Consider the following 16518-nt stretch of genomic DNA (forward strand, 5'->3'; position numbering starts at 1 on the left):
ATGGTCCTATTTTTTTGTCTCTGTTTTACGTTGTTGTAGCTCTTTTTCCATGAAATCGAGTCGTTCTAGTATTTGCGCTTGTTGGCTTAGGAGCTGCTCGAGCATACGTTCTTTATTGATTGAACTGTGCGTCTGTTGTTTCGTTGGGGCAGTAAGGATAGAGGTGATAAGACCCGAGATCATACCAAAGATACCCACCCCGCAAACAATGATGATGACAGCCAAAAACTTTCCTATGGAGGTCACTGGATAATGATCGCCGTAACCAACCGTTGAGATTGTTACAAATACCCACCACAAAGCATCGGCGCCAGTACGAATATTCGCTTCTGGGTTTTTCGCTTCGATAAACAGCATTGCACTAGAACCGAGTGTTATGAGGATAACCATCAATAGCAGTATAGAGGCGACCGTGGTTTCGCGGCGGTTTTCTTTGAGCTGATGCAAAATGAACTTTGACGAACGCAGTACTAATACCACTCGCATAATATGAAAAATACGAGCAAAGCGCAGGGGCTCTATCAATGGGATGCTCGCCACGAAATCTATCCAATGACGTTTAAGGAATAACCAGCGATCTGTGGACCGGATCAAATCAATGGTGAGCTGTAGTAGAAAAATACTACAGATTATGAAATCCAGACCGATAAGAACTTGACGGGTTTCGTGATCGATCGGGAAAAACAACAAGCCAGAGATCACAAATAGTGCCATAAAAGACAATATTAGTGACAACAGGCCCATCGGTCGTGTGCTGTCTTTGATATCATTGTTTTTCATACGAAGCTCAAAATAAATCGCGTAACCACGCAAAGCGCGAACATAACTATAAGTAATATAAAGATTATAGATAAAGACTATATAAGACTCGGTGGAGAACTGACAATGGAAAAGCTGGCATTTAAGCCATGGGAAAGGGTCATATCCGACATTCGACTGGTGCCTAAAATGGTCATGTTGATGGTCTTCAGTACTGTCCTGATCGTGGCAAAACAACTGTGGGACGCAAACACTTTTTACGACTCACTTTTAGCGGCGACACAAAACGCGCAAGTTGCCCAACAGCATTATGAAGCATACTTAACGCAAGTTGCTTGGCAAACCGCCTTATTGATAGTGGTTTTTGTCGTGCTCTTATTAGCGGCGGCTAGAGTGATGTTGCGTCAAACACAGTATCTGAGCGACGCGATCAAACTGATGGCGAGCAAGAACCTCTCTGTTCCATTTGGTATGGATTGTAAAGATGAATACGGAGACGTGGCACGTGAATTAGAAAAGACACGTCGACAATTGCACGATGTGATTCAAATGCAAATTAATGCGTCTGATGAATTATCAACGCTCACCGAAGTCATGACGCTGAGCATGTCGGAAACGAAGGAATCGGCGCAAGAAGAGTTTAACGAAATTGATCAACTTGCTACGGCGATGAGTGAAATGTCGTCGACGGTCCAAACGGTTGCGGAACATGCCCAGACGGCATCTTCTCTAACAGAGCAAGCTTCCGCGCAAGCAATTTCTGGTCAGCAGTTCTTGCAAAGTACAATGGCGAAAATGAGTGAACTTTCATCGGATATCGCTTCATCGGCACAAGCGGTTAACCAAGTTGAACAACGTGTTGAAGCCATTGGTAGCGTTGTGGGGACGATTCAAGGCATTTCTGAACAAACCAACCTGCTTGCACTGAATGCGGCGATTGAAGCGGCGCGAGCTGGCGAGGCTGGGCGGGGTTTTGCTGTGGTTGCAGATGAAGTTCGTAACCTTGCCCAACGTACACAACAAGCGACGGTAGAAATTCAAGAGATGATCGCACAGCTGCAAACCAGTGCTGAATCTGCGGTAGAACTCATGGAAAAAAGCGTTGTAGAAGCGGCAGATGGAAACGAGCTGGTTTCTAATGCTGGATCTGAGCTCGATGGTATTGTTGGGCAAGTGACGCAAATCAATGATATGAACTTCCAGATCGCGACGGCGTCTGGTCAGCAAAGCAGTGTTGCAGAAGAGATGAGCCAAAACCTCACCAATGTACGTGAGTTGGTGGAAGCCTCAGTTGTTGTCGTTACCGAGCTGCTAGAAACCTCTGAAATGATGCAAAATAATGCAGGTGAGCTAGACAAGAAGATCAAATCTTTCCAAGTTTAATATTCGATCCCGAACTTTTGATAAAACGCCCACAAACCTTTTGTGGGCGTTTTTATTTGCTTTCAGTCTGGTATAAAGAATGAGTTACCGTGCTTTTCAAACAAGGAAGAAAAATGCAGCTGCCTTCGCCACTGATTTCTATCGCTGAATCTGCCGTACAAAACGCCCAAGACGCAGGTTATTTTCCCCTTTGGCCCGATGAGGTTGCGCAGCAATTTCGTTATGTGGCGGGCTTAAGCCAATTTATAACCGAAGCCATTCATCGCGATGAAGTCCTAGGCCGTGAGTTGCCAAGTATGTTAGCGCAGCCAAGTCGTCAGGAGTCTTACCGCTCACGCCTTGCTGAACTGTTGGAACAATGTCCTGATGAGATGTCTGGTCATCGCGTGTTGCGTCAGTTTCGCAACCGAGAAATGGTGTACATTGCGTGGAAGGATTTCACGCATGCATGGTCGCTAGAGACGTCTTTAAGCCACTTATCTGAGTTGGCAGAAGCGATGATTTTTGAAACCTATCAATGGCAATATCAAGTGTGTTGCCAGGAGTGGGGCACACCAACAAGTGAGGACGGTGAAGTGCAGCCGATGTTAATTATCGGCATGGGGAAACTGGGTGGTGGCGAGCTAAACTTTTCTTCCGATATTGATCTAATTTTCACGTACCCAGAGAATGGCGAAACCCAAGGCGCACGCCGAAGCATTGCCAATGCCCAGTTCTTTACTCGTCTTGGTCAACGCATCATCAAAGCGCTCGACCAACAAACCTTCGATGGTTTTTGCTACCGCGTCGACATGCGACTTCGCCCATTTGGAGAAAGTGGCCCCTTGGTAATGAGCTATGCCGCACTTGAAGATTATTACCAAGAACAGGGGCGAGATTGGGAACGTTACGCGATGATCAAAGCTCGGGTGATGGGATGTGAGATGTACCCGCAGTATCAAGAGCTACGCCAAATGCTGCGCCCTTTTGTTTTTCGTCGTTATATTGATTTCAGTGCGATTCAATCTTTGCGACGAATGAAGTCGATGATCAGTAGCGAGGTTCGCCGCCGAGGGTTGAATAACAACATTAAGCTAGGTGCGGGTGGCATCCGAGAAATTGAATTTATCGCTCAAGTTTTTCAATTAATTCGAGGTGGTCGAGAGCCTTCTTTGCGTAATCGAGGGCTGTTGGAAACGCTGCAAGGCATTGAAGAGCTGGCATTGCTTACTCCACAAGAAGTCAGCGATCTAGAAGCCGCATACAAGTACTTGCGTCAATTAGAAAACTTGTTGCAAGCAATGGCGGATAAGCAAACCCAGACGCTGCCTGATTGCGAAACCGAACGCTTAAAGATCGCCACTGCGATGAAAATGAGCTGTTGGGAGCAATTAATTGAGCAAACCCAGCAGCATATGGCAAATGTTCACCAAGTTTTTGAATCACTAATTGGTGATGATGAAGAAGACGAGGGGACTACTGTTGCTCGTCATTTTCATGAGCTATGGGATATGGCCGACAAACAAGACGTTCTTGAGCATATCTTGCAGCAGGATATTCAGATTGAAGACTTTGCTTCATGCGCGAAAACCATCATCAACTTTAAAACCGATCTGGCCAAAAAAACGTTAGGCCCACGTGGACGCGAAGTGCTCAATCGTTTGATGCCGAAAGTGTTTGATGCGGTCTTTGCCCATCCTGATGCACAGTTTGGTTTATCTCGTGTACTTCACTTGCTACACAACATCTGCACTCGCACAACTTACTTGGAATTATTGGATGAGCATCCAGCGGCTCTGGTGCAGCTCGTACGTTTGTGTACCGCAAGCCCAATGATTTCAGAGCAGCTGTCTCGTTATCCTATCTTGCTTGATGAGTTAATCGACCCTGCGCAGCTATACAATCCCATTCCATTAGACAGTTACCGTACAGAGCTGCGTGATTATTTGGCGCGTATTCCTGAAGATGATATGGAACAGCAAATGGAAGCGTTGCGTCAATTTAAGCAAATTTGTATTTTGCGTATTGCAGCGGCAGATATTGCTGGCGCATTGCCAGTGATGAAAGTGAGTGACCATTTAACTTATTTAGCGGAAGCTATCGTGGATGCGGTGATCAGTCAGGCTTGGTTGCAAGTGTCTGAAAAGTACGGCGAGCCAACGCATGTGAAAGATCGTGAAGGTAAAGGCTTTGCTGTAATTGGTTATGGTAAAGTCGGAGGGTGGGAGCTCGGCTATAACTCCGATTTGGATATTGTCTTCATGCATGACTGCCCCGTCAATGTCTACACTGACGGCAAGAAAGAGATTGATGGTCGTCAGTTCTACCTTCGTTTAGCACAGCGTATCATTCATATTTTCTCCACTCGCACCGCTTCCGGTATTTTATACGAGGTCGATACCCGATTGCGTCCGTCCGGTGCATCGGGTTTGTTGGTTAGCCCAACAGACGCGTTCGACGACTACCAACATCAAGACGCGTGGACATGGGAACATCAAGCACTTGTCCGCGCGCGCATGATTTATGGTGATGAACCACTGGCAATTGCATTTCACAATACGCGGCATGATGTGTTGTGCAAAGCACGCGATCAAGCTGAACTGAAAAAAGACGTTGTCGAAATGAGAGAAAAAATGCGCGGTCATCTTGGGGGGAAAAAGCCAGGCCGCTTTATGCTCAAGCAAGATGTAGGTGGGATTACCGATATCGAATTTCTCGCTCAGTACCTAGTGCTCAACTATAGTCACGATAAGCCGAAATTGACGCGTTGGTGTGATAATGTGCGCATCTTTGAAACGCTCATTGCGCAAGATGTTATGGACGAAGACCAAGCAATGCAGTTGATACGTGCTTACACGACAATGCGAAACGAAATACACCGCCGAAATCTACTTAATTTAGACGCTGATGTGGTGGAAGATAAGTTTGTTGCCGAAAGGGAGTGGGTAAAACAGGCTTGGAATCAGTGGTTCAGTTAAGACCATATATTTAGCCTCGATAAGGGCTGTGATAAACTCACTTCGATTTAATTTTTGGAGACCAACAATGAAACCAATTCTACCTGATTACAACAGCGCTGGTGTGCTCATCATCGGTGATGTCATGCTAGATCGTTACTGGTATGGCCCAACCGGACGCATTTCTCCTGAAGCGCCGGTTCCTGTTGTAAAAGTAGAAAACAATGAAGAGCGTCCTGGTGGTGCTGCGAACGTTGCGATGAACATCGCATCACTAGGTGGCCATGCTCACATTGTTGGTCTAACTGGGGAAGATGAGCCTGCAAAAGTGCTGACGGAGACGCTGAGCTCACTCAATGTGAAGTGCGATTTCGTTGCACTGCCTGATTACCCAACGATTACGAAGCTTCGCGTAATGAGCCGTGGACAACAGCTTATTCGTCTCGACTTCGAAGACAAGTTTGAAAACACAGATTCTGCGCCTGTGCTATCGCGTATGGATGCTGCACTGCCAAACGTTAAAGCCGTGATTATGTCTGACTACGCAAAAGGTTCGTTAGAGCATGTTCAGGCATACATTCAAAAAGCGCGCGCAGCAAATATTCCGGTTTTCATTGACCCGAAAGGTGCTGATTTTGAACGCTACCGTGGCGCAACACTTCTTACGCCAAACATGAAAGAGTTCGAAGACGTTGTAGGTAAAGTGAAATCTGACCAAGAGCTAGTAGAGAAAGCACTGGCTTTGGTTGAAGAGTTTGAATTTGAAGCGCTTTTAGTGACACGCAGCGAAAACGGAATGACCTTGATTCGTCGTGGCCAGGAACCGTTCCACCTTCCAACTCAAGCGAAAGAAGTGTACGACGTGACAGGTGCGGGCGACACGGTTATCTCTGTATTGGCAGCGTCTGTTGCCGCAGGCAAATCATTTGAAGAAGCGTGTGCATTAGCAAACGCAGCGGCAGGTGTTGTGGTTGGTAAACTAGGCACGTCAACGCTTTCTGAGATTGAATTAGCAGAAGCGGTACATGGCAGCCAAGACACGGATTACGGTGTGATTTCAGAAAAAGCACTGATCGAAGCGGTGAAAAAAGCACGAGCTCGTGGCGAGAAAGTCGTTATGACAAATGGCTGCTTTGATATTCTGCACGCTGGGCATGTGTCTTACTTAAACCATGCTGCTGAACTGGGCGATCGCCTAATCGTTGCGGTAAATACCGATGAGTCAGTAAAACGCCTTAAAGGCCCTGGTCGTCCGGTAAACCCAACCGATCGCCGCATGGCGGTGTTGGCAGGTTTGGGCGCTGTGGATTGGGTTGTACCATTTAGTGAAGATACGCCGCAGCGTTTGATCTCAGAAGTTCTACCAAGCTTGCTAGTAAAAGGCGGTGACTACAAACCAGAAGAGATTGCTGGTGGTAAAGAAGTCATTGCGGCGGGTGGTGAAGTTCGTGTATTGAACTTTGAAGATGGCTGCTCGACCAGTGAGATCATTAATGCAATCAAAGGCGGTAAGGGCTAAGCCTGCTGTTTGTTAGCATTGAAATGCTATTTGCTCATAAAGGTCGCTAAGTGCGGCCTTTTTGATACTTGATGCTCAGAGACACTTTTAGGCTCTGAACTACAAGTAATAAAAAACGCCAGCTGATAACTCAACTGGCGTTTTTATTTATTAAGACCTGAAGTATTCAGTTAGCGGTTATTTTGCCGCTTTCAAACCTGCATCAACGTCCAAGATGTCTTGTTCGCTTAGCGTACCAACTGCTTGGCGTAGCTGAAGAACACTTAAAATGTAGTCGTAACGAGCGTTCGATAGGTTTTTGTTCGCATCGTATAGACGACGAGTCGCGTCCAGTACATCAACGATAGTACGAGTACCTACATCAAAGCCAGCTTCTGTTGCTTCTAGTGCAGAGCGTGCAGAAATAACCGCTTGCTCATACGCACGTAATGCGCCGATAGAGGCGTTAATGTTGTTGTTTTGTGCGCGAACATCTTTGACTACGCTACGGTACTGTGCTTCAAGATCTTCGCTTGCTGCCACGTATGCGTATTCAGCTTGTTTGGTTTGAGAGGTTACGTTACCACCTGTGTATAGCGGTACTGCAAGGTTCACACCAATATTGAAGTTGTCTGTCGTGTTGTCACGAGAGCTATGAGAAGTATCACCGTAGTTGTAACCACCGTCTAGAGAGAGCGTTGGTAGGTGGCCAGAGCTTGCTAGTGAAATATTGTCACGCGCAATGTCTTGAAGAATACGTGAAGATAGCAAGGTCAGGTTTTTGGTTTTTGCTTCATCAATGAGCGATTCAGCAGGTACGGTCGATGGGCTAGCAGTGAAGCGGCCAGTGTCCAAAATGTTGAGATCTTTGTGCTCTTGGCCTGTAATTTCACGCAGTGACTCGTAGCTATTAGTGAGCGCGTTTTCTGCCAACACTTCGTCCGCTAGCACTTGGTCGTACTGAGCTTGTGCGTCATGCACGTCAGTGATTGCAGACAAACCTACTTCAAAACGCTGTTTAGTTTGCTCAAGTTGACGGCCAACCGCGGCTTTTTCTGCACGTACGAAAACAAGATTATCTTGTGCGCGTAGAACTTCAAAATACGCTTGTGACACGCGAAGAATCAGTGCCTGTTGCGTCGCTGCGTAAGTTGCGTCTGCTTGGCGAGCACTTTTCTCAGCAGTATCTAGAGAGATCCAAGATGCGCGGTTGTAAAGTGCTTGTGAAAAGCTAACGCCAGCGGTTAGTGCGTTGCCATCGTTTGATACGTCGCTAATTAGATTTGAATCGTATTCAGTATCACCACGAGTTAAATTGTAACCCGCAGTAAGGTTAATTTGTGGTAATAGAGCACTACGGCTTGAGGTGATTGCTTCGAAAGCTTGGTCACGTTGTGCTGCTACACTGAGCAATTGTGGATCATTTTGTTTTGCCAAGTCGTAGATTTCAGCCAAAGAGTCTGCGAACGCAGACGTACTCATGCTACCTAGCGCTGCACTGATAAATAGTGGAAGCAATTTTTTCATTTTCTATTCCCGCGGTCCATAGATTGGTTAATTCTCAGTAGTTTAACTCAATTTGCACGATATTTACTCTAAAGTTTGCACTTTTTTACACGTAATTATCCACTTGTGCAATAAATTTTTAGCAAAGACTTAAATTAATTTGTAACTATTATACAAAAAGTTGAGCCAAGTCCTTTGAGCAAGCGAATAACAATGAGTAAACTACAGGATTCACTCAGAGAGGTGTTGAATGCAACAGCGTGACAAACAACAACAAGATTTTACTTCGCGAGATGTAAAAGTCATCTCGAAAGAAACCTTATTTGAAGGTTTTTTCAAAATGGTGAAATACCGCTTTCAGCATAGGCTATTTGCTGGTGGTTGGAGTGGAGTTGTCGAACGAGAAATGTTCGAGCGTGGTCACGCAGCAGCGATGCTTCCTTATGATCCAAAGACGGACCAGGTCGTAATCATTGAACAGATTCGTATTGGCGCGTTGGAACATGAACACCCTTGGCAGCTAGAAATTGTCGCCGGTATGATTGACCGCGATGAATCTGCTGAAGCCGTAATTCGTCGAGAGGCTGTCGAAGAAGCGGGGATTCAGGTGGGGCGCGTTGTACCTGTTACTTCCTATTATCCTTCGGCTGGTGGTTGCTCGGAAAAGCTAGACGTCTTTGTTGGTGAAGTGGATGCGTCTAAAGCGCACGGCATTCATGGTTTAGACTATGAGAATGAAGATATCCGCGTTCATGTCATGAGTCGTGAAACGGCGTATCAATGGGTGAAGGACGGAAAATTTGAAAATGGTGCGTCGATTATTGCGTTGCAATGGCTGCAATTACACCATCAAGAGTTAAAGTCAGAATGGGGACTATCCCAAACGGTGGAGAGTGAGTAATGGCACAATTGGCTGAAAAACAACAATATCATGTTGATTTAGCTGGTCTTATGAGAACGTATGAGACCAACTACGCTAAGTTGAACGCCTTATTGCCTGCTTCTGCCGAAGTTGGGGATGTACGTTGCTACCAAGCGGCGAACATGGTTTACCAATTGACCGTGAATGAAATCACAAAATACACCACAGTTGTTGAGATATGTCAGAGTGATGAAACGCCAGTGTTTCCTTTACCGACGATGTCTGTCAGGCTTTATCATGATGCGAGAGTAGCCGAAGTATGCTCAAGCGGAGAGTTCTCTCGCATAAAAGCTAAGTATGATTATCCCAATGACCAACTGATGCAGAAAGATGAAAAGCATCAATTAAACACATTCCTCGGTGAATGGCTGACGTTTTGTTTACGAAGTGGTATCAGTAGAACACCACTTGCCTTCAATTGATCGTCACGTCACTAAAGGAAAATAACAAATAACGATATAGTGGACGAATCAGGTTTTCATTTTGCAATCATCTAGTGACAGCATCAAACTTTTACAAATTACGGATACTCATCTGTTTGCTGCCGATGAGGGAAGTTTGCTAAGCGTAAAAACAGTCGATAGCTTCAATGCTGTTGTTGCTGATGTTTTACGCCGCAACGTGGCGTTTGATTACATCTTGGCGACGGGGGATATTTCCCAAGACCATAGTGCAGAATCTTATCAGCGCTTTGCCAACGGCATTGAACCGCTAGAGAAAGACTGTTTTTGGCTACCTGGTAATCATGATTACAAGCCTAATATGGGCAGTGTTTTGCCTTCGCCACAAATCAAAGCCGCAGAGCATGTATTGCTTGGCGAGTATTGGCAGTTAATTCTTTTAGACTCGCAAGTGGTTGGCGTTCCTCATGGGCGCTTGAGTGATCAGCAATTAACGCTACTCGAAGAAAAGCTAGCCGAACACCCAGAAAGACACACACTTGTTTTGTTGCATCATCACCCGTTACTGGTGGGAAGCGCGTGGCTTGATCAACATACTTTAAAAGATGCCGAAGCGTTTTGGCAGGTTGTCGAGCGTTTTGATAACGTGAAAGGCATTCTCTGTGGCCATGTTCATCAAGATATGAATGTGCTTCACAAGGGCATTCGAGTGATGGCAACACCATCAACTTGTGTTCAGTTTAAGCCTAACTCGGATGATTTTGCCCTTGATACCACTTCGCCTGGTTGGCGGGAGCTGCAACTACACGCTTGTGGCGATATTACGACCCAAGTAGGTCGGCTTCCTGATGGCCAGTTCCAACCAGACTTCTCTTCTAACGGCTACTAACGCGCCCGAGCTCTCTGTTCGGGCTCGCTTTTTTGTGCGAGATATCTATGAGTAAACCTTCACTTCTTCTCTATATCCATGGCTTTAATAGCTCTCCACTCTCCATGAAAGCGAATGTGATGAGAGCCTACTGCGAGCAACATAGGTCTGATATCAAGGTGATTGTTCCCCAGTTACCTTGTTATCCTCAGCAAGCGGCGAAAATGTTGTTGGATATTATCGAGCAATATAAAGACGACTATAAAATTGGTCTAGTGGGCAGCTCATTAGGCGGTTTTATGTCAACGTGGCTAAATGACAAGTTTGGGTTTAAAGCGGTAGTGGTCAACCCCGCAGTCAAGCCTTATGAGTTGCTAGTAGATTATTTAGGTAAGCAAACTAACCCATATACGCATGAAACCTATACACTTGAAGCTTGTCATATTGACGAGTTAAAAGCTCTTGATGTACAAAGCATCGCGTCGCCACATTCTTTTTGGTTATTGCAACAAACAGAAGATGAGGTTTTAGACTATCGACAAGCGGTAGATAAGTTTGCAGACGCTAAGCAAACAGTAGAACAAGGCGGTGATCACAGTTTTGTAGGCTTTGAGCGTTATCCTGCACAGATTATCGAATTTCTAGAACTGTAATTCGAAAGCGATTGGAAAAGGCTCATAGTTTTTATTGATATATCCAACCGTTTCTTGACATGGGCGGTATGCTTTCCGACTATGTTTTGCCAAAAGATCTTAAGGGTCGAGGACCCTGGCTACTTTGTTATGCATCATGTTTACAAACTCTTAGTGATGTGAACAGGGTGGCTTTTTCGTTTCCTGAGTATGGGTACGCCCATTGGTGATACTCAGGCAACAAGTAAACTTTGAGAATAATTCCGTATTATGACTGAACAATATAATGCTGGTGCCATTGAAGTACTGAATGGCTTAGAGCCAGTACGTCGCCGACCAGGGATGTATACGGATACAGCGCGCCCAAACCATTTGGGCCAAGAAGTTATCGACAACAGTGTCGATGAAGCGCTAGCCGGACATGCCTCAAAAGTACAAGTCATCCTACATGCTGACCAATCACTCGAAGTGATCGATGATGGTCGAGGCATGCCTGTTGATATCCACCCAGAAGAGAAAGTATCAGGCGTAGAGCTAATTCTATGTAAGCTACATGCGGGTGGTAAGTTCTCTAACAAAAACTACCAATTCTCTGGTGGTTTGCACGGGGTAGGTATATCTGTAGTAAACGCGTTGTCAAAACGCGTTGAAGTAACAGTTCGTCGTGATGGTCAAGTGTATGAAATTGCATTTGAACACGGCGAGAAAGTGTCTGATCTGACCGTAACTGGCACATGTGGTCGTCGCAATCGCGGTACCAGCGTGCATTTCTGGCCTGATGCGAAGTACTTCGATTCGGCTAACTTCTCTGTGACGCGCTTAGTCAACAACCTGCGCGCAAAAGCGGTTTTGTGTCCGGGCTTAGAAATCACATTAACCGACAAAGTTAATGGCAAAGACTATAAGTGGTACTACGAAGACGGTCTTAAAGACTATCTTGCGGAAGGCGTAAAAGGCTACCCAGTTATTCCTGAAGAACCATTTACTGGTGAGTTCTTGGCGGATACTGAAGCGGCAAACTGGGCGGTAATTTGGCAGCCAGAAGGCGGTGAGATGATCACCGAAAGCTACGTTAACCTGATCCCAACCGCTCAAGGTGGTACGCACGTTAATGGTTTACGCCAAGGCTTGTTGGAAGCGATGCGCGAATTCTGTGAGTTCCGTAATCTATTACCTCGTGGCGTGAAGCTAACGGGTGATGACGTTTTCGACCGCTGTTCTTACGTGCTGTCGGTTAAGATTCAAGACCCGCAATTTGCAGGCCAGACCAAAGAACGTCTGTCTTCTCGTCAAACCGCGGCATTTGTCTCTGGCGTTGTAAAAGATGCGTTCAGTCTTTGGTTGAACGAAAAGCCTCAGCTCGCAGAGCAATTGGCAGAAGTCTGTATCGCTAACGCGCACCGTCGTATGAGAGCGGCGAAAAAAGTCGTACGTAAGAAAGTAGCGTCCGGCCCGGCACTGCCAGGTAAGTTGACCGACTGTTCTGCACAGGACTTAAGTCGCACGGAAATCTTCTTTGTGGAGGGTGACTCTGCGGGTGGCTCGGCAAAACAGGCACGTGACCGTGAATTCCAAGCTGTGATGCCACTGCGTGGTAAGATCTTGAACACGTGGGAAGTCTCTGCCGATCAAGTTCTTGCGTCTCAAGAAGTACACGATATCTCTGTTGCTTTGGGTATTGACCCAGATAGCGACAACCTCGAGAGTCTTCGTTACGGTAAGATCTGTATCCTTGCCGATGCGGACTCGGATGGTCTTCACATCGCAACGCTGCTTTGTGCTCTATTTACTCGTCACTTCCGCGCACTAGTGGAAGCGGGTCATATCTATGTGGCGATGCCGCCTCTGTATCGAATCGACTGCGGGAAAGAAGTGTTCTACGCCCTCGATGACGATGAAAAAGATGGCATTTTAGAGCGCTTGTCGAAGAAGAAAGCCAAAATCAACGTGCAACGATTCAAAGGTCTGGGTGAGATGAACCCACTTCAGTTGCGTGAAACCACCATGGATCCGAACACGCGTCGCTTAGTGCAGTTAACCATTGACGACTCTACGGCGACCATGGAAATGATGGACATGCTGCTAGGTAAAAAGCGTGCAGATGACCGTCGTTCTTGGCTACAAAACAACGGCGACTTGGCAGAGGTGTAACGGATGTCTACAGAAATTACCTACGATGGCGTCGAACAATTGCCAATGCGCAAGTTCACTGAAGACGCTTATCTGAACTACTCGATGTACGTAATCATGGACCGCGCCTTGCCATACATTGGTGATGGCTTAAAGCCGGTTCAACGACGCATCATTTATGCGATGTCAGAGCTTGGTCTCTCTGCATCAGCAAAATACAAAAAATCTGCACGTACCGTTGGTGACGTGCTAGGTAAATACCATCCGCACGGTGATTCAGCGTGTTACGAAGCGATGGTATTGATGGCTCAGCCATTCTCTTACCGCTATCCATTAGTGGATGGTCAAGGTAACTGGGGTGCGCCAGATGATCCGAAATCATTTGCGGCAATGCGTTATACCGAAGCAAAACTGTCTAAGTTTGCTGAAGTATTGCTTGGCGAACTTGGCCAGGGCACGGTTGAATGGCAACCTAACTTTGATGGCACAATGAAAGAGCCACAAATGTTGCCAGCACGTCTGCCTCATATCCTGCTTAACGGTGTAACCGGCATTGCCGTTGGTATGGCAACAGACATCCCACCGCACAACGTTCGTGAAATCGCAGATGCGACTATTCATTTGATCGACAACCCGAAAGCAGAACTGCCGGACGTGATGCAGTATGTCAAAGGTCCAGATTACCCAACAGAAGCAGAAATTATCTCGCCGCAAGCGGATATCGAGAAGATTTACCGCAACGGTCGTGGCAGCATCAAAATGCGCGCGGTTTGGCATAAAGAAGGTTCTGATATTGTTATCACTTCTTTGCCTCACCAAGTATCGGGTGCCAAACTGCTTGAGCAAATCGCTAACCAGATGCGTGCGAAGAAGCTGCCAATGGTTGACGATCTTCGTGACGAATCGGATCACGAGAACCCAACGCGTATCGTTGTGGTGCCTAAGTCAAACCGCGTCGATTGTGATTTGTTGATGAACCACTTGTTCGCATCAACGGATCTTGAGCGCAGTTACCGCGTTAACTTGAACATGATTGGTTTGGATAACCGTCCTCAAGTTAAAGGTCTGGTGCAAATTCTGTCTGAGTGGATCGAGTTCCGTCGTACGACTGTGCGTCGTCGTCTACAACACCGCCTAGACAAAGTAATGGCTCGTCTACACATCTTGGAAGGTTTGTTGGTTGCTTACCTCAACCTAGATGAAGTGATTGAGATCATCCGTACTGAAGACGATCCAAAAGCGGTGCTGATGGAACGCTTTGGTATTACCGATATCCAAGCGGATGCAATTTTAGATACCAAACTTCGTCATCTAGCAAAACTAGAAGAGATGAAGATCCGTGGTGAGCAAGACGAGCTAGAGAAAGAGCGTGAGAAGCTAGAACAGCTACTCGGTTCTGAGCGTCGTCTGAACACACTACTGAAAAAAGAAATCAAAGCAGACGCAGAGAAATACGGTGATGACCGTCGCTCTCCAATGGTTGAGCGTGCAGAAGCAAAAGCGCTGACTGAACGTGACCTCGTACCAAGTGAGCCAATCACGGTTGTGCTTTCTGAGAAAGGTTGGATTCGTCACGCGAAAGGCCATGACGTGGATGCCGAAGGCTTAAACTATAAGTCGGGTGATAAGTATTTAGCGCATGCTCGAGGTAAGAGTAATCAGCCTGCGGTATTCCTAGGTAGTGACGGTCGAAGTTACTCTCTGGAATCGCACTCACTGCCTTCTGCTCGTAGTCAAGGTGAGCCGATTACCGGGCGCTTGAATATTACGGCTGGTAGCAGTATTCGCCAAGTCATCATGAGTGAAGAAGATCAGCTGTGGCTGGTGGGCTCAGATGCAGGTTACGGCTTTGTATGTAAAGGCGCGGACTTGCTGTCTAAAAACCGCAGTGGTAAAGCGCTGGTCACTTTACCTGCCAACTCTGAGATAATGACGCCAAAAGAGATTGAAGATTTAGACTCTGATGAAATCTTAGCAATCACTAACCAAGGTCGCATGCTGCTGTTCCCAATCAAAGACTTGCCACAACTGGCGAAAGGTAAAGGGAATAAGATCATCAACATTCCTGCTGCTAAAGCAAAAGAGCGAGAAGAAGTACTATCTCACTTAATGTCTTTACCAAAAGGTGCATCGTTAACGCTGTACGCGGGTAAGCGAAAGTTGGGTCTTAAACCGTCTGATCTTGATAACTTCCGTGGCGAACGTGGTCGCCGAGGTGGGTTATTACCGAGAGGTTTGCAGCGAGTCACTCGCATTGAAGTTGAGCTAGATGATTCCGATACGACGGAAACACCGAGCGATAGCGAGTAACGCACAAATAAAAATCCCAGCCAATGGCTGGGATTTTTTATGCTTCTTGCTTGTCTTCGGCAATGGTGACTTTCAAGGTCATCTCTTTTCCTTTGCGAATGATACCGACGTCCACGGTGGTGCCAGGACGTAAATCGGTGACGATATCCATAACGCTCTGACGCCCTTGCACTTTATTGCCATCAATGCTGATAATGATGTCCTGCTTTTGGAAGCCTGCCGCATTGGCTGGACCATTTGGATCAATACCAAGTACGACAATACCACCTATGTGTTCATTTCCAAGTAGGCGAGCAGTGACCGCATTAATGTCTTGGCCGTCGATTCCAATATAACCACGAATCACGCGGCCATCAGCGATGATTTTCTGCATGATCTTACTCGCTAGCGGCGCAGGGATCGCAAAAGAAATACCGTAAGTTTCTAAGTCTGTCGCTTGCTGAAAAGAGGCGGTGTTAATGCCGACGAGCTCGCCTTGTGTGTTCACTAGGGCTCCACCAGAGTTACCTTCATTGATGGCGGCATCGGTTTGAATGAATGCTTGACGACCGTCGCTAATAGATGAACGACCTGTGGCAGAAATAATGCCGAACGTTGTGGTTTGTCCAAGGTTGTATGGGTTACCGATGGCTAGTACTACGTCGCCCACTTGTGGTTTGTAATTAGAGTTCAGAGGGATTACGGGCAAATTCGAACCTTCGACACGCAGCACGGCTATATCAGTACGTTTGTCTGTCCCTACGAGCTGAGCCGCTGCGGCTCTGCCGTCTTGTAATGCCACAACAATTTGATCAGCTTGAGCAACCACATGATAGTTAGTAATGATGTAGCCTTTCTCACTAACAATGACACCTGACCCCAGGCCTTGAGTCGAGAGTTTACTGCGATCATTCTCAACATACTTACGACTGTAGATGTTTACCACTGCAGGCGCTGCTCTTCGGACCGCTTGATTAAACGTCAACTCGACTGATGCGATATTAACAGGTTGAGGATCAAGCGCGGCAGGAATTACGTTGTTGCGCAAAGATGGAACCGCCAGTAATACCACTGCGGCAGTAGCCAAGCCTAAAAAGACAGAACGTAATAAAAAGCTGAGCATATCCTCTCCATGCGTGAGCGCCAAAATGGCATCGAAGATGAAGAATAGCATTACATTGAAAAATAACAAAA

The 16518-nt window shown here is 46.5% G+C and carries 12 protein-coding genes; 9 read left to right on the plus strand and 3 right to left on the minus strand.

Annotation, left to right across the window (positions count from 1 at the left end):
* Positions 1-6: 6 nt before the first annotated feature.
* Positions 7-780 (minus strand): potassium channel family protein, encoded by a 774-nt coding sequence (locus R7127_RS01465; protein ID WP_005387432.1) that lies wholly within the window; start codon positions 778-780, stop codon positions 7-9.
* Positions 781-885: 105 nt separating this feature from the next.
* Here R7127_RS01465 and R7127_RS01470 point away from each other — a divergent pair, with 105 nt between their 5' ends.
* The 3 genes from R7127_RS01470 to hldE all read left to right on the plus strand — a co-directional run bounded on the left by R7127_RS01470 (position 886) and on the right by hldE (position 6597).
* On the plus strand, positions 886-2142 hold the full coding sequence (locus R7127_RS01470; RefSeq protein ID WP_258484114.1) for a methyl-accepting chemotaxis protein: 1257 nt from the start codon (positions 886-888) through the stop codon (positions 2140-2142).
* Between the two features lie 113 nt (positions 2143-2255).
* The gene (gene glnE, locus R7127_RS01475; RefSeq protein WP_258484113.1) at positions 2256-5099 is read left to right on the plus strand and encodes a bifunctional [glutamate--ammonia ligase]-adenylyl-L-tyrosine phosphorylase/[glutamate--ammonia-ligase] adenylyltransferase; all 2844 of its coding nucleotides are present in this window, start codon (positions 2256-2258) and stop codon (positions 5097-5099) included.
* A 67-nt stretch (positions 5100-5166) separates the two neighbouring features.
* Positions 5167-6597 (plus strand): bifunctional D-glycero-beta-D-manno-heptose-7-phosphate kinase/D-glycero-beta-D-manno-heptose 1-phosphate adenylyltransferase HldE, encoded by a 1431-nt coding sequence (hldE, locus tag R7127_RS01480; RefSeq protein WP_017633601.1) that lies wholly within the window; start codon positions 5167-5169, stop codon positions 6595-6597.
* A gap of 177 nt (positions 6598-6774) precedes the next feature.
* Here hldE and tolC read toward each other — a convergent pair whose 3' ends face one another.
* Positions 6775-8103, minus strand: a complete 1329-nt coding sequence (tolC, locus tag R7127_RS01485; RefSeq protein ID WP_005379884.1) for an outer membrane channel protein TolC — start codon at positions 8101-8103, stop codon at positions 6775-6777.
* 229 nt (positions 8104-8332) lie between these two features.
* Between tolC and nudF the strand changes: the two genes are divergently transcribed.
* From nudF to parC, 6 genes are all read left to right on the plus strand, one after another.
* Positions 8333-8983: an ADP-ribose diphosphatase gene (gene nudF / locus R7127_RS01490; protein ID WP_017633602.1), complete on the plus strand. Its 651-nt coding sequence runs from the start codon at positions 8333-8335 to the stop codon at positions 8981-8983.
* Positions 8983-9426 (plus strand): DUF1249 family protein, encoded by a 444-nt coding sequence (locus R7127_RS01495; protein ID WP_017633603.1) that lies wholly within the window; start codon positions 8983-8985, stop codon positions 9424-9426. Before nudF ends, R7127_RS01495 begins: the two co-directional genes overlap by 1 nt.
* A gap of 61 nt (positions 9427-9487) precedes the next feature.
* Positions 9488-10294: a 3',5'-cyclic-AMP phosphodiesterase gene (gene cpdA / locus R7127_RS01500; protein ID WP_047101984.1), complete on the plus strand. Its 807-nt coding sequence runs from the start codon at positions 9488-9490 to the stop codon at positions 10292-10294.
* 47 nt (positions 10295-10341) lie between these two features.
* On the plus strand, positions 10342-10926 hold the full coding sequence (gene yqiA / locus R7127_RS01505; RefSeq protein ID WP_005379875.1) for an esterase YqiA: 585 nt from the start codon (positions 10342-10344) through the stop codon (positions 10924-10926).
* Positions 10927-11175: 249 nt separating this feature from the next.
* Positions 11176-13056: a DNA topoisomerase IV subunit B gene (parE, locus tag R7127_RS01510; protein WP_005387417.1), complete on the plus strand. Its 1881-nt coding sequence runs from the start codon at positions 11176-11178 to the stop codon at positions 13054-13056.
* A 3-nt stretch (positions 13057-13059) separates the two neighbouring features.
* Positions 13060-15345 carry a DNA topoisomerase IV subunit A gene (parC, locus tag R7127_RS01515; RefSeq protein ID WP_017633605.1) on the plus strand — a complete coding sequence of 762 codons (2286 nt, stop codon included), beginning with the start codon at positions 13060-13062 and terminating at the stop codon, positions 15343-15345.
* 37 nt (positions 15346-15382) lie between these two features.
* Here parC and degS read toward each other — a convergent pair whose 3' ends face one another.
* Positions 15383-16447 (minus strand): outer membrane-stress sensor serine endopeptidase DegS, encoded by a 1065-nt coding sequence (gene degS, locus R7127_RS01520; protein ID WP_017633606.1) that lies wholly within the window; start codon positions 16445-16447, stop codon positions 15383-15385.
* Positions 16448-16518: the final 71 nt, after the last annotated feature.

Source organism: Vibrio sp. 1159 (genome assembly GCF_033340395.1).
Classification (GTDB): Bacteria; Pseudomonadota; Gammaproteobacteria; order Enterobacterales; family Vibrionaceae; genus Vibrio; species Vibrio alginolyticus.

Coding starts and splice junctions, on each gene's coding strand:
- yqiA (WP_005379875.1), top strand. CDS start 10,342: ATGAGTAAACCTTCACTTCTTCTCTATATCCATGGCTTTAATAGCTCT.
- R7127_RS01495 (WP_017633603.1), top strand. CDS start 8,983: ATGGCACAATTGGCTGAAAAACAACAATATCATGTTGATTTAGCTGGT.
- nudF (WP_017633602.1), top strand. CDS start 8,333: ATGCAACAGCGTGACAAACAACAACAAGATTTTACTTCGCGAGATGTA.
- R7127_RS01470 (WP_258484114.1), top strand. CDS start 886: ATGGAAAAGCTGGCATTTAAGCCATGGGAAAGGGTCATATCCGACATT.
- R7127_RS01465 (WP_005387432.1), bottom strand. CDS start 780: ATGAAAAACAATGATATCAAAGACAGCACACGACCGATGGGCCTGTTG.
- hldE (WP_017633601.1), top strand. CDS start 5,167: ATGAAACCAATTCTACCTGATTACAACAGCGCTGGTGTGCTCATCATC.
- glnE (WP_258484113.1), top strand. CDS start 2,256: ATGCAGCTGCCTTCGCCACTGATTTCTATCGCTGAATCTGCCGTACAA.
- parE (WP_005387417.1), top strand. CDS start 11,176: ATGACTGAACAATATAATGCTGGTGCCATTGAAGTACTGAATGGCTTA.
- degS (WP_017633606.1), bottom strand. CDS start 16,447: ATGCTCAGCTTTTTATTACGTTCTGTCTTTTTAGGCTTGGCTACTGCC.
- tolC (WP_005379884.1), bottom strand. CDS start 8,103: ATGAAAAAATTGCTTCCACTATTTATCAGTGCAGCGCTAGGTAGCATG.
- parC (WP_017633605.1), top strand. CDS start 13,060: ATGTCTACAGAAATTACCTACGATGGCGTCGAACAATTGCCAATGCGC.